At 73.6% G+C, this 12,367-nt stretch carries 12 protein-coding genes and 1 pseudogene; 10 read left to right on the top strand and 3 right to left on the bottom strand.

Features of this window, described 5'->3' with window-relative positions; all coding sequences use genetic code 11:
* Positions 1–20 precede the first annotated feature (20 nt).
* Both ABGB21_RS25035 and ABGB21_RS25030 read right to left on the bottom strand, forming a co-directional pair.
* Entirely contained in the window at positions 21–776 is a 756-nt protein-coding gene (locus tag ABGB21_RS25035; protein ID WP_347657885.1) for an ABC transporter permease, read from the bottom strand.
* Positions 773–1,516, bottom strand: coding sequence for an ABC transporter ATP-binding protein (locus ABGB21_RS25030; protein ID WP_347679830.1), 744 nt, complete (start codon positions 1,514–1,516; stop codon positions 773–775). Before ABGB21_RS25030 ends, ABGB21_RS25035 begins: the two co-directional genes overlap by 4 nt.
* Before the next feature lie 130 nt (positions 1,517–1,646).
* On the opposite strand from ABGB21_RS25030, the gene ABGB21_RS25025 reads away from it, so the two are divergent.
* The 5 genes and pseudogenes from ABGB21_RS25025 (at position 1,647) to ABGB21_RS25005 (ending at position 5,984) form a co-directional block, all read left to right on the top strand.
* A complete protein-coding gene (locus ABGB21_RS25025) occupies positions 1,647–2,108 on the top strand; it encodes an aldo/keto reductase (protein WP_347657883.1) in 462 nt (153 codons plus the stop codon).
* 69 nt (positions 2,109–2,177) lie between these two features.
* Positions 2,178–2,867, top strand: a pseudogene (locus ABGB21_RS25020) (nucleotidyltransferase domain-containing protein); the annotation flags it as partial.
* Positions 2,868–3,098: 231 nt separating this feature from the next.
* Complete coding sequence (gene hisI, locus ABGB21_RS25015; protein ID WP_347657904.1) at positions 3,099–3,488, top strand: phosphoribosyl-AMP cyclohydrolase; 390 nt, start codon at positions 3,099–3,101, stop codon at positions 3,486–3,488.
* Between the two features lie 22 nt (positions 3,489–3,510).
* Positions 3,511–5,217: an anthranilate synthase component I gene (locus ABGB21_RS25010; RefSeq protein ID WP_347679828.1), complete on the top strand. Its 1,707-nt coding sequence runs from the start codon at positions 3,511–3,513 to the stop codon at positions 5,215–5,217.
* 155 nt (positions 5,218–5,372) lie between these two features.
* A complete protein-coding gene (locus tag ABGB21_RS25005) occupies positions 5,373–5,984 on the top strand; it encodes a Trp biosynthesis-associated membrane protein (RefSeq protein WP_347679880.1) in 612 nt (203 codons plus the stop codon).
* Here ABGB21_RS25005 and ABGB21_RS25000 read toward each other — a convergent pair.
* Complete coding sequence (locus ABGB21_RS25000) at positions 5,977–6,258, bottom strand: hypothetical protein (RefSeq protein WP_347657880.1); 282 nt, start codon at positions 6,256–6,258, stop codon at positions 5,977–5,979. The genes ABGB21_RS25005 and ABGB21_RS25000 overlap by 8 nt on opposite strands.
* A gap of 390 nt (positions 6,259–6,648) precedes the next feature.
* On the opposite strand from ABGB21_RS25000, the gene trpC reads away from it, so the two are divergent.
* The 5 genes from trpC to ABGB21_RS24975 all read left to right on the top strand — a co-directional run bounded on the left by trpC (position 6,649) and on the right by ABGB21_RS24975 (position 12,219).
* The gene (gene trpC, locus ABGB21_RS24995; protein WP_347657879.1) at positions 6,649–7,512 is read left to right on the top strand and encodes an indole-3-glycerol phosphate synthase TrpC; all 864 of its coding nucleotides are present in this window, start codon (positions 6,649–6,651) and stop codon (positions 7,510–7,512) included.
* Between the two features lie 16 nt (positions 7,513–7,528).
* On the top strand, positions 7,529–8,767 hold the full coding sequence (gene trpB / locus ABGB21_RS24990; RefSeq protein WP_347657878.1) for a tryptophan synthase subunit beta: 1,239 nt from the start codon (positions 7,529–7,531) through the stop codon (positions 8,765–8,767).
* A complete protein-coding gene (gene trpA / locus ABGB21_RS24985) occupies positions 8,767–9,627 on the top strand; it encodes a tryptophan synthase subunit alpha (RefSeq protein WP_347657877.1) in 861 nt (286 codons plus the stop codon). Before trpB ends, trpA begins: the two co-directional genes overlap by 1 nt.
* A 97-nt stretch (positions 9,628–9,724) precedes the next feature.
* Positions 9,725–11,002 (top strand): prolipoprotein diacylglyceryl transferase, encoded by a 1,278-nt coding sequence (gene lgt, locus ABGB21_RS24980; RefSeq protein ID WP_347657876.1) that lies wholly within the window; start codon positions 9,725–9,727, stop codon positions 11,000–11,002.
* Positions 11,003–11,019: 17 nt separating this feature from the next.
* Positions 11,020–12,219 carry an NAD(P)/FAD-dependent oxidoreductase gene (locus tag ABGB21_RS24975; protein WP_347679826.1) on the top strand — a complete coding sequence of 400 codons (1,200 nt, stop codon included), beginning with the start codon at positions 11,020–11,022 and terminating at the stop codon, positions 12,217–12,219.
* Positions 12,220–12,367 lie beyond the last annotated feature (148 nt).

Genomic DNA, 12,367 nt, shown 5'->3' with positions numbered 1-12,367 from the left:
GGGTCCTTCCCGCCCCGGCCTCAGCCGGTGCGGCGGCGCAGCGTGGCCGCGCCGAGCGCCAGGGCGATGATCGTCGCCCCGACCACCACGGCCAGGTCACGCCACATGATGGTGGTCGGTTCGGCGTAGCGGCCGACCTCCTGCAGGGCCTGGACCGCGTACGACAGCGGCAGCACGTCGCTGGCCGCCTCCAGCCAACCCGCCATCTGGTCGCGGGGGACGAAGAGCCCGCAGAGCAGGAGCTGCGGCACCACCACGACCGGCATGAACTGTACGGCCTGGAACTCGGTCTGCGCGAAGGCACTGCAGAGCAGCCCGAGCGCGACCCCGAGTACGGCGTTGACCACCGCGATCAGCACCACCAGGCCGGGACTGCCGGCGGTGTCCAGGCCGAACAGCCAGTACACCGCCGCGGTGGCCAGACCTGCCTGCACCGCGGCGGCCAGCCCGAATGCGAGACCATACCCGAACAGCAGGTCGAGTTTGCCCAGTGGCGTGGTGAGCAGCCGTTCGAGGGTGCCGGAGGTACGCTCCCGCAGCATCGCGATGCTGGTCACCAGGAACATCACCACAAACGGGAAGACCCCGAGCATGACCAGGGCGATCCGGTCGAAGGTCCCGGGCTGGCCCGGCGGGGCGGGCTGGTCCGCGAGCATGAAGTACAGCAGGGTCAGCAGCAGCGTGGGCACCACGACCAGCAGGGCGATCGTCCGCCGGTCGTGTCGCAGTTGCCGCAGGATCCGCCCGGTGGTGGCGGCGAGGATGGGCAGACTCATCGGATACTCTCCCCGACCTCGGCCGGCACCGTCTCGTTCGCCCTGATCAGCTGCAGGAACGCCGCCTCGAGGTCGTCGGTGCCGGCGGTGGCGCGGACCGTCGCCAGAGTGTCGTCGGCGATCAGTCGGCCGTCGCGGATCAGCAGCAGCCGGTCACAACGGGCCGCCTCGTCCATCACGTGGCTGGAGACCAGCAGGGTGCGGCCCTCGGCGGCCATCGCCCGGAACATCTGCCACAGCTCGGCCCGGAGCACCGGGTCCTGGCCCACCGTGGGTTCGTCGAGGATCAACAGCTCCGGGCGGCCGACCAGGGCACACGCCAGCGAGGCCCGGCTGCGCTGGCCGCCGGAGAGGGTGCCGACGAGCTGACCGGCAGCCCCGGCCAGCCCGACGTCGCGGACCGCCCGGTCCGCCTCGGCGGCGCCGAGACCGTGTAGGCGGGCGAAGTAGCGGGCGTTCTCCCGGACCGTCAGGTCGGGGTAGACGCTCGGCGCCTGGGTCAGGTAGCCGACCCGGTGCCGTAGCCGGGGGACACCGGCCGGCTCGCCCAGCACGGTGACCGTGCCACCGGTCACCACCTGCACGCCGACCAGGGCACGTAACAGGGTGGTCTTTCCGCTGCCGCTCGGCCCGAGCAGGCCGGTGACGCTGCCGCGGGGGATCGCGCAGCTGATCCCGTGCAGCACGGGTCGCCCGCCCCGGCGTACGACGAGGTCGCGGACCTCGATCGCGTTGTCCATGGATCCTCCTTCCTAGATCTCAACGGTTGTTGAAATCAACGGTAGTTGAATTTTCGGCCCCCCACAATCCGGGCTGGCCCCGTCGGTCCGGGCTTGACTTCGAGTGCACGCGAACTGGGAGGCTGGCCCGGTGACGAGCACTGCTGACGAGACGACCCTGACGGTTGGCGCGGCCGCCGCCGAGGTCGGGCTCACCGCGTACACCCTTCGCTGGTACGAGCAGGAGGGCCTGGTCGAGCCGGTCGGGCGCGACTCGGCGGGACGGCGGCGCTACACCGGCGCCGACATGCGCAGGCTGACGCTGCTCACCCGGCTGCGGCGGACCGGGATGCCGGTCCGCGACATGCGGCGGTACGCCGAGCTGGCTCGGCGCGGCGACCAGACCCGCGCGTTGGCCTGGTTGCTCGCCCAGGGCGACGACGTCCTGCCGATTCCCGGTACGAAGCGGGTCCGGTATCTGGAGGAGAACGTGGCGGCGGGCGAACTCACCCTCTCGCCGGACCAACTCGCCAGGCTCACCGCGTCGGTGCCGCCGGCGGCGGTCGCCGGGGAACGGTATCCGGAGCAATCAAAGCGATTTCTCAGACATTAGACTCGAAACACCCAGTGAGCGCACGATCGGGCGTTGCTTCATGATCCCTGGCTGGGGCACGATGACGCCGTGGATCACGTTCCGTTACTACAACTCGGCTTCCTGGACGACTGGACGGATCGGCTGCGCCGGTTGTCCGGCCCGCCCGTGGTGGGCGTACTGCTCCGGGGCAGCCACGCCCGGGGCACCGCCACGCCGTACAGCGACGTGGACATCGATGTGCTGGTCAGCGGCGGGCCGTACGTCGCGCACCCGGCCTTCCTCGTCGAGGCCGGCGACCGGTTGATCCATCTCTCGGTCGCCGTCCGGGACGTCCTCTCCTGGCTCGAGCGCCTCGACCAGCCCGCCGAGTGGTCCTTCGGACTGCCGGTCGTCGCGCCCACACGGTTACTCTGGGCAAGCGATGACTGGCGATCGTCCGTCGCCCGTACCGAGATCCGGCAGCGCCCGGGCGTCCCGGAACTCGAGGACGTCGTCGCCGCGCTGGGCAAGGTGAGCGCGGCCTGTGTCACCGCTGACGAGTTCGGCGCCCGGTTCGCCGCCGCCGAGCTGGCCCGGCGCTGCCCCTCCGTCGTCCGGCTCGCCAACCCGACGGTCACCGTCGCCAGCCGGCGGGCCGCGCTCAGCGCCGCGCTCGACCTGCCCGTCGCGCCCGTCGGCTACCGCGCCGACATGGTGACCTGCCTCGGGCTGGACACCACGACCAGCCTGCCCCGGCTGCGGGCCGCCGCGGGCCGGCTGGTCGTCGGCGCGGTCGAGCTGGCCCGCCCGTACGCCGACGAGCTGGTCCCGATGATCGGGACGGAGTTGGCGGACGCGCTCCGGGACGGCCGGCTCGACCGGTACGTCCACCAGTTGGCCTCGACCGAGCCCTCGGCGCCCACCCCGGGGCGGGACGGGTGGACGGCACCGGGGCCCCGTGCGGAACAATCAGGAACTGTGCGCGTACCCGAACTCTCCCCGGCGGTCCCGGTAACCGCTCCCGGACCGGTGCCGGACGGCCCCGCGCGACCGTCCGCGCTCGACCCGGCGATCGCGGCCCGGCTGCGCCGCAACCCCGACGGCCTGGTCACCGCGGTGGTCCGGGCCCACGACTCGGGCGAGGTGCTGATGGTCGCCTGGATGGACGACGAGGCGCTGCACCGCACCCTCACCACCGGCCGGGCCACCTACTGGTCCCGCAGCCGGCGGGAGTACTGGGTCAAGGGCGACACCTCCGGCCACCACCAGTACGTGCGCACGGTCGCCCTGGACTGCGACGGGGACGCGGTGCTGGTCAGCGTCGAGCAGGTGGGTGCGGCCTGTCACACCGGCAACCGGACCTGCTTCGCCGACGAGTTGCCGGTGACCGCGGCCACACCGGCCGGCCCGACCCGATGACCACACCTGGGACGGTGACCCGATGACCACCGGAGCGGTGAGCCCGGACGAGGCGACCTTCCACGAACTGGCCCGGACCCGGCGGGTGGTGCCGGTGGTCCGCCGGCTGCTCGCCGACGGCGAGACCCCGGTCGGGGTCTACCGCAAACTGGCCGGTGGACCCGGCACGTTCCTGCTCGAGTCGGCCGAGCAGGGCGCCGGAGCCGCCGGCATCGCCTGGTCGCGCTACTCGTTCGTCGGCGTACGCAGCGGCGCCACCCTGGTCGAGCGGGACGGCCGCGCCCACTGGCTGGGTACGCCGCCGCAGGGGGTGCCGACCGACGGTGACCCGATGGCGGTGCTCCGGGCCACCGTCACGGCGCTGACCGGGCCGACCACGCCCACCGGTGGCACCGGCCCGTTGCCCCCGCTGACCGGCGGCATGGTCGGCTACCTCGGCTACGACGTGGTACGCCGGATCGAGCGGCTGCCCTCGCTGACCGAGGACGAGCTGGGCGTGCCCGAACTGGGCATGATGCTCGCCACCGACCTGGTGGTGCTGGACCACTTCGACGGCTCGGCGATCCTGGTCGCGAACGCCGTCCTGCCGCCGACCGACCCGACGACGGCCGACCCGACGACGGCCGACCCGACGACGGCCGACCCGACGACGGCCGACCCGACGACGGCCGACCCGACGACGGCCGACCCGTCGCCGGCCGCGCCCGCCCCGGACCCCGCCGGCCGGGTCCCGACCGGCGACGTGCCGCCGGACCGGGCCGCCCAGGTGACGGCCGCCTACCACCAGGCGGTCGGGCGGCTGGACGCGATGACCACCGCACTGTCCCGGCCCAACCCGCCGATGATCTCCATGGTCGACCGGCCGGCGGTGGGCGAGGTGGTCAGCCGTACGCCGGCGGGTGAGTTTCCGAAGGCGGTCGAGGTCGCCAAGGAGGCGATCCGGGCCGGTGAGTGCTTCCAGATCGTGCTGTCCCAGCGTTTCGAGCGGCAGACCGAGGCCGACCCGCTCGACGTCTACCGGGTGCTGCGGGCCACCAACCCGAGCCCGTACATGTACCTGCTGCGCTTCGACGACTTCGACATCGTCGGCTCCTCACCCGAGGCGCACGTCAAGGTCACCATCGGCGAGGACGGGGAGCGGCGGGCGATGCTGCACCCGATCGCCGGTACCCGGCCCCGGGGCGTCGACCCGGCCGACGACGGCCGGCTCGCCACCGAGCTGATCAGCGACCCGAAGGAGCGCTCCGAGCACGTCATGCTCGTCGACCTGGGCCGCAACGACCTCGGCCGGGTCTGCCGACCGGGCACCGTCGAGGTGCCGGAGTTCGCCACCATCGAGCGGTACAGCCACGTGATGCACATCGTCTCCACGGTCGTCGGCACGCTGCGCGAGGACCGGACCGCCTTCGACGCGCTGGCCGCGACCTTCCCGGCCGGCACCCTCTCCGGCGCGCCCAAGGTACGGGCAATGGAGATCATCGAGGAGTTGGAGCCGGTACGGCGCGGCCTGTACGGCGGCACCGTCGGCTACTTCGGGTTCGGCGGTGACCTGGACATGGCGATCGCGATCCGGACCGCGCTGTTCCGCGCCGGCCGGGCGTACGTGCAGGCCGGTGCGGGGATCGTCGCCGACTCCGACCCGGCCGCCGAGGAGCGGGAGACCCGGAGCAAGGCGGCCGCCGTGCTGGCCGCGATCGCCGCCGCCGAGACACTCCGGTCGGCCCGGTGAGCGGCCCGATGGGCGGCACCGATCCCGCCGCCGCCCAGGCCAGCGGTACCGATTCCGCCGCCGCCCAGGCCAGCGGTACCGATTCCGCCGCCGCCCAGGCCAGCGGTACCGATCCCGCCGCCGCCCAGACCACCGGCACCACCAGCGGTACCAGCATCAGCGAGGCCGGCACCGGCAGCGCCGACACCGGTGGCGGACCGGAGCGGGCCGGCCGGCGCGCGTTGACGTACGCGGTCCTGCTCTGCCTGCTCGGAGCCGGCCTGGCGGTCTTCGCGGCGACCCGGACCTGGGGGGTCGAACTCACCCCACGGCCGGCGCCCCTGCCGCCGATCCGGACCGTGCGCACCGGCGGTGACCTGCTGCCCTGGCTGCCGGCGCTGGCCCTGGTCGGGCTGGCCGCCGCCGGCGCGGTCCTCGCCACCCGTGGCCTCGGTCGCCGGCTGGTCGGCGTGCTGCTGGCTCTGGTCGGTGCCGGTCTGGTGGCCGGCGGGGGATACGGCGGGTTCGGTCCCACGTCGGACGGGATCTCGGTCGGCTGGCCGGTGCTCTGCGCCGTCGGCGGCCTGCTCGCCACCGCCGCCGGTGTGGTCACCGCGGTACGCGGTGCGGGCTGGCCGGTGATGGGGGCCCGTTACGAGCGGGCCGGCCGGGGCGGCGGACCGGCGAAGGTCGGACCGGCCCCGGAGGCACCCGGCCGGCTGGAGGGCCGGCGGACCACCGCTGCCTGGGACGCGCTCGACCGGGGTGAGGACCCGACGGTCAGCTGACCGGCTGCCGCCACCCGCGTCGCTCGGCGGCCCGGTCGCTCCGGGCGGGCGGCGTGGCGGCGAGCGCGGCCACCAGCGCCGCGACCTCGGCCCGCCGGTGTGCCCGTTCCCGGTCGGCGCAGATCGCCTCCCAGGCGTTGCCCCGGGAGGTCCGGATCCGGGTCTCGCCCACCATCGCCCGTTCCACGCTCTGCACCATCGTGACGGCGACCGAGAGAACGGTCCGCGGAATGCTGATCAGGTCGATGGTCGAGCCCGGTTTCGTCACGCTCATGTCTTCCCCGTACGACGATCGATCCGACTGGCCGACGGCGCCCCGCGACCAGTGTGCCCGAGGTTGATGGTGCCGATGTGGTGTTTCCGCCGGGTCACCCCGAGATCAACGGTTCCGTCCATGGGCATCCGCGGCGTCGCCCTTCCATGGTCTACCGGACGGACCGTCCCGAGCGGTCCCTGCTCGATTGAGTTGCGTCACAGCGGGTGAGAATCGGCCGCCATCACTCGGGAACGGCCGGTTCGACGATGGCGGAGCGTGATCTTCTGCTCACAAAGGTCCGGCATTATGCCCCAGGCCATCTCGTGAAGCACGCCATACCCCCGACGGCGTCCGCCCCGTGGCGCCGCCTAGCATCGGCGCATGACACCCGGAGAGGGGAGTCCGTTGGTGACTGCTGAGCATCCGCACGCGGAGGGGGGCGACGCCGCGCCGGCCGCGTCCGCCAATGTCCTCGACGAGATCCTCGCGGGAGTCCGGGAGGATCTCGAGCGCCGGCAGCAACAGGTCCCGCTGGAGCAGGTGAAGCAGCTCGCCGCAGCGGCCCCACCGCCGCTCGACGCGTACGCGGCGCTGCGCCGGCCCGGCGTGGCGGTGATCGCCGAGGTGAAGCGGTCGTCGCCGTCGAAGGGGCAGCTCGCCGAGATCGCGGATCCGGCGGACCTGGCCGGCGACTACGCCGCCGGCGGGGCCCGCTGCATCAGTGTGCTGACCGAGGGCCGGTGGTTCGGCGGGTCCCTGGCGGACCTGGCGGCGGTCCGGGCCGCGGTGAAGATCCCGGTGCTGCGGAAGGACTTCGTCGTCTCCAGCTACCAGGTGCACGAGGCCCGGGCACACGGTGCCGACCTGGTCCTGTTGATCGTCGCTGCCCTGGAGCAGAACGTGCTGGTCGGGCTCCTCGAACGGATCGAGTCGCTCGGCATGACCGCGCTCGTCGAGGTGCACGACGAGGAGGAGGCCGACCGGGCGCTGGAGGCCGGGGCCCAGGTCATCGGGGTGAACGCCCGCAACCTGCGTACCCTCGAGGTCGACCGGTCGGTCTTCGAACGGATCGCGCCCGGACTGCCGAACAGCGTCGTCAAGATCGCCGAGTCCGGGGTACGCGGTCCGCACGACCTGATCCGGTACGCCTCGGCCGGTGCCGACGCCGTACTGGTCGGTGAGGGACTGGTCACCCAGAAGAGCCCCCGGGAGGCGGTGGCCGAGCTGGTCAACGCCGGCAACCACCCCGCCACGCCCCGCCCGGTGCGATGAGCACGAGGAGGTCGGCATGACCGCGCCGTCCCTGACCACCGGTACCCCGGTGCCCGACGCCGCCGGCCACTTCGGCCGGTACGGCGGCCGGTTCGTCCCCGAGGCGCTGGTCGCCGCGCTCGACGAGCTGGACGTGGCGTACCGGGAGGCGCTGGCCGACCCGACCTTCCAGGCCGAGTTCGATCGGTTGCTGCGCGAGTACGCCGGCACCCCGTCCCTGCTCTACCGGGCCGAACGGCTCTCCGAGCGGGTCGGGGCCCGGATCCTGCTCAAGCGGGAGGACCTCAACCACACCGGGGCGCACAAGGTCCGCAACGTCCTCGGCCAGGCGCTGCTCACCAAGCGGATGGGCAAGCCCCGGGTGATCGCCGAGACCGGCGCCGGGCAGCACGGGGTGGCCAGCGCCACCGCGGCCGCGTACCTCGACCTGGAGTGCGTGGTCTACATGGGTGAGGTGGACACCCAGCGGCAGGCACTGAACGTCGCCCGGATGCGGATGCTCGGCGCCACCGTGGTCCCGGTCACCGCCGGCTCCCGCACCCTCAAGGACGCGATGAACGAGGCGATGCGGGACTGGGTCGCCAACGTCGACCAGACCCACTACCTGATCGGCACCGTCGCCGGGCCGCACCCGTTCCCGGCCATGGTCCGGGAGTTCGTCCGCGGCATCGGGGTCGAGGCCCGCCAGCAGTGCCTGGAGCTGACCGGCGGACTGCCGGACGCGGTCACCGCCTGCGTCGGCGGTGGCTCCAACGCGCTCGGCATCTTCCACGCCTTCGTCCCCGACGACGAGGTCCGGCTCTACGGCTTCGAGGCCGGCGGCGACGGGGTGGAGACCGACCGGCACGCGGCCAGCATCACCGGCGGCTCCTCCGGCGTGCTGCACGGCACCCGGACCTACGTGCTGCAGGACGAGGACGGACAGACGATCGAGTCACACTCGATCTCCGCCGGACTCGACTACCCGGGCGTCGGACCCGAGCACGCCTGGCTCAACGACCTCGGCCGGGCCCGGTACGAGCCGGTCACCGACGCCGAGGCGATGGACGCCTTCCAGCTGCTCTGCCGGACCGAGGGGATCATCCCGGCGATCGAGAGTTCCCACGCGCTCGCCGGCACGCTGCGGATCATCCCGGCGCTCACCGCCGAGCTGGGCCGCGAGCCCACCATCGTGGTCAACCTTTCCGGCCGGGGTGACAAGGACGTGCACACCGCCGGGGCGTACTTCGGCATCCTCGACGGGGAGCAGTCGTGATGGGCGACGTCGCGGGCGCGGTGACGGCGCCACAATCGCAGGGCACCCCGGCGGAGCGGAGCATCGCGGTCGCCTTCGGCAAGGCCAGCGCGGAGGGCAGGGCCCTGCTGATCGGTTGCATGCCGGCCGGCTTCCCGACCGTGCCGGGCAGCATCGCCGCGATGACCGCGATGGTCGAGGCCGGCGTCGACGTGATCGAACTGGAGATCCCGTACTCCGACCCGGTGATGGACGGTCCGGTCATCCAGCGGGCCAGCGACATCGCCCTGGCTGGCGGCGTACGGGTCGCCGACGCGCTGCGGATCATCGAGACGGTCGCCGCCACCGGAGCTCCGGTGGTCACCATGACCTACTGGAACCCGATCGAGCGGTACGGCGTCGACTCCTTCGCCCGGGACCTCGCCAACGCCGGCGGCACCGGGCTGATCACCCCGGACCTGATCCCGGAGGAGGCGGCCGAGTGGCTGGCCGCCTCCGACGCGTACGGGCTGGACCGGACCTTCCTGGTCGCCCCGTCGTCGACCGACGAACGGCTGGCGATGACCGTGGCGCACTGCCGGGGCTTCGTCTACGCCACCGCGCTGATGGGCGTCACCGGCGCTCGGGAACGCACCTCGGACGCCGCCCCGAGGCTGGTCGGCCGGGTTCGGCAGGTCACCGACCTGCCGGTCGGGGTCGGTCTGGGCGTCGGCACCGGGGCACAGGCCGCCGAGGTCGGCCGGTACGCCGACGGCGTGATCGTCGGTAGTGCGTTGATCCGTACCCTGCTGGACGCGCCGGACCAGGCGGCGGGCCTGGCCGCCCTGCGGACGCTCAGCGCCGAGCTCGCCGAGGGTGTACGGGCGGTTTCCGCCGCCTGAGCCGGGTGGGGTGGGGCAAACCAGACTCAGTTCGCCACCGGTTGCCAACCGGACCGGGGTGCCGCCGACCGGGGTGACGACGGTAGCCTGTGCACCCGTGACCCTCGCCTCGCTAACTCCTCAGGCGGCCCTGCCCAGTCCCGCCACCGCCGTGTGGCAGCTCGGGCCGGTGCCGGTCCGGGCGTACGCGCTCTGCATCGTGCTCGGCATCGTGGTCGCCTCCGTGGTGACGGAGCTGCGACTGCGCCGCCGTGGCGTCGCTCCCTGGGCGGTCCTCGACATCGCGGTCTGGGCGGTGCCGTTCGGCATCGTCGGCGCCCGGATCTACCACGTGATCACCTCTCCCGGGGACTACTTCGGCGAGGGTGGCGAGCCGATCCGGGCCCTCTACATCTGGCAGGGCGGCCTCGGCATCTGGGGGGCGGTGGCCGGCGGCGCGGTCGGCGCCTGGCTGGCCGTCCGGCAACTCGGCCTCCCGCTGACCCTGGTGGCCGACGCGCTGGCGCCGGGGCTTCCGCTGGCCCAGGCGGTCGGCCGGGTCGGCAACTGGTTCAACAACGAACTCTTCGGCGGCCCGACGTCCCTGCCCTGGGGGCTCGAGGTCCACCGGATGGACCCGGCGAACCCCGGGCACGCGCTCCGCGACGACAGCGGCAACCCGGTGCTCGAACCCGGGCTGTTCCACCCGACGTTCCTCTACGAGGCGATCTGGAACGTCGGCGTCGCCGGTCTGGTCTACGCCCTCGACCGGAAATTCAAATTCGGCCGGGGCCGGGCCTTCGCCCTCTACGTGATGGGCTACACCGCCGGCCGGTTCTGGATCGAGATGATGCGGACCGACGAGGCGAACCACATCCTCGGGCTGCGGCTCAACGTCTGGACCGCTCTCCTGGTCTTCCTCGGCGCGTTGGTCTACTTCGTCCGGGTCCGGGGCCCCCAGGAGTTCGTGATTCCGGTCGACGTCGCCACCGAACCGGTCCCGGCGACCGGCGGGGACGTCTCCCAGGTGGACGTCTCGCGTACCCGCCAGGCCACCGCGGTCGCGCCGAGCGGCTACCGGGTGGTGACCGAGGAGCAGTTCACGCACTACCAACGGACCGGCGAGGCCCCGCCAGAGGCGGACGGACCGGACGGTGACGACAACACCGGCGGCACCGACGGTCCGGAGACCGCCACCGCCGCCGCACCGGCCGGCGCCGAAACGCGCGCCGGTGCCGACGGACCGGCTGGCGCGGACCGCCCGGCCGAGACCGGCCCGGCCGGCGGCGGGAGCACCGTCGACTCGCCGGCTGACAACGTCGACTCGCCGACCGACAACAACGCCGATTCCCCGGCCGAGGCGACCCCCGGGCCCGCCGCCGATCGGGACCGTTGAACGGGGGCGCCGGACCGATGCGTACGGCCGTGGTGGTGGGTGCCGGGATCGGTGGGCTGGCGACCGCCGGCGCGCTGGCCCGGACTGGCTGGCAGGTGACCCTGCTGGAACGCGACGACCGGGTCAGGGCCGGCCGTACCGCGTTGGTCCTCTGGCCCAACGGGGTGCGGGCCCTGCGGGCGCTCGGCCTCGGCGAGGGACTGGCGGCGATCGCCACCCCGCTGCCCGACACCGGCGTCCGCCGGCCCGACGGCCAGTGGCTGGTGCAGCCGCGACCGGTGCCCGCCGACCGGGCCCCGGTGGTGGTGCACCGCGAGGACCTGCACGACGCGCTGGTGGCCGGGCTCGGCGACCGGGTGGAGATCCGTACCGGGGTGGAGGTGCGGGCGGTGTCGGCCGCCGACGGTGAACGGCCGAGCGTCGGCGACGGCCGGAGCACCTACGAGGCGGACCTGATCGTCGCCGCCGACGGCATCGACAGCGTGGTACGCCGCCGGACGGCTCCCGGCGCGACCGTGGTCAGCTCCGGCTGTGCGGCCTGGCGGGCGGTGATCCCCTGGTACCGGGCCCCGCAGCTGCCGTCGGACCAGCCCGTCGACGGCGAGACCCTCGGTGCCGGGTACCGCTTCGTCGCGGCGTCGCTCGGCGAACGCGGATCCTCCGGCGGCTCGACCCGGGGCGGGATCTACTGGGTGGCGACCGCGGCCGGCGCCTCCCGCCCGGAGTCCCCGGCGACCCAGCTCGCCCTGCTCCGCCGCTGGTTCGCCGACTGGCCGGCGCCGATCGCCGAGCTCCTTGCCGCCACCGAGCCGGAGGACCTGGTCCAGCAGGAGGTCCGGGAACTACGACCGCTGCCCAAGACGTACGGCTTCCCGGCCGGCACCGGCGGGATCGTGCTGCTCGGCGACTCGGCGCACGCCATGCCGCACCACCTCGGCCAGGGCGCCTGTCTGGCCCTCGAGGACGCCGCCACCCTGCAGGTGCTGGTCCGGGATGCGATCCCGGGTGCTCCGCTGCGGGAGGCGGTCGAGACGTACAGCCGGACCCGACGGCCCCGGGCCGCGACGGTGGTCCGGCAGACCCGGCGGATGTCGGCGGTGCTGCAGGCCCGGGGCCGGTTGGCGCTGCGGGCGCGGGACGCGGCGCTCGGCACCATCACCCCCCGGTTGATGGGCAGCGCGGCGAGCGCCGCCGCCCAGTGGCATCCGCCGTCCTGACCGGCCCGGTGATCTCTCCGGTCGGGTCGTCCCGGACCGGGGCGGGCCAGCGGTGTCCGAATCGAAGTCGACGGTCGCCCGAGCGGGTCCCGGTGTACCCCCGGTCCGCCGGGTAACCGACCGATCGGGGGGATGACCCCGCCGCCGC

The organism is Plantactinospora sp. B24E8, from assembly GCF_039871735.1.
Lineage (GTDB): Bacteria > Actinomycetota > Actinomycetes > Mycobacteriales > Micromonosporaceae > Plantactinospora.
This window is presented reverse-complemented; position numbering and strand designations above follow the sequence as displayed.

What these genes read in the sequence shown, in the direction of transcription:
- ABGB21_RS25035 (WP_347657885.1), bottom strand. Translation starts at nt 776, where the DNA reads ATGAGTCTGCCCATCCTCGCCGCCACCACCGGGCGGATCCTGCGGCAA.
- ABGB21_RS25030 (WP_347679830.1), bottom strand. Translation starts at nt 1,516, where the DNA reads ATGGACAACGCGATCGAGGTCCGCGACCTCGTCGTACGCCGGGGCGGG.
- ABGB21_RS25010 (WP_347679828.1), top strand. Translation starts at nt 3,511, where the DNA reads ATGACCACCGGAGCGGTGAGCCCGGACGAGGCGACCTTCCACGAACTG.
- ABGB21_RS25000 (WP_347657880.1), bottom strand. Translation starts at nt 6,258, where the DNA reads ATGAGCGTGACGAAACCGGGCTCGACCATCGACCTGATCAGCATTCCG.
- trpB (WP_347657878.1), top strand. Translation starts at nt 7,529, where the DNA reads ATGACCGCGCCGTCCCTGACCACCGGTACCCCGGTGCCCGACGCCGCC.
- trpA (WP_347657877.1), top strand. Translation starts at nt 8,767, where the DNA reads ATGGGCGACGTCGCGGGCGCGGTGACGGCGCCACAATCGCAGGGCACC.
- ABGB21_RS24975 (WP_347679826.1), top strand. Translation starts at nt 11,020, where the DNA reads ATGCGTACGGCCGTGGTGGTGGGTGCCGGGATCGGTGGGCTGGCGACC.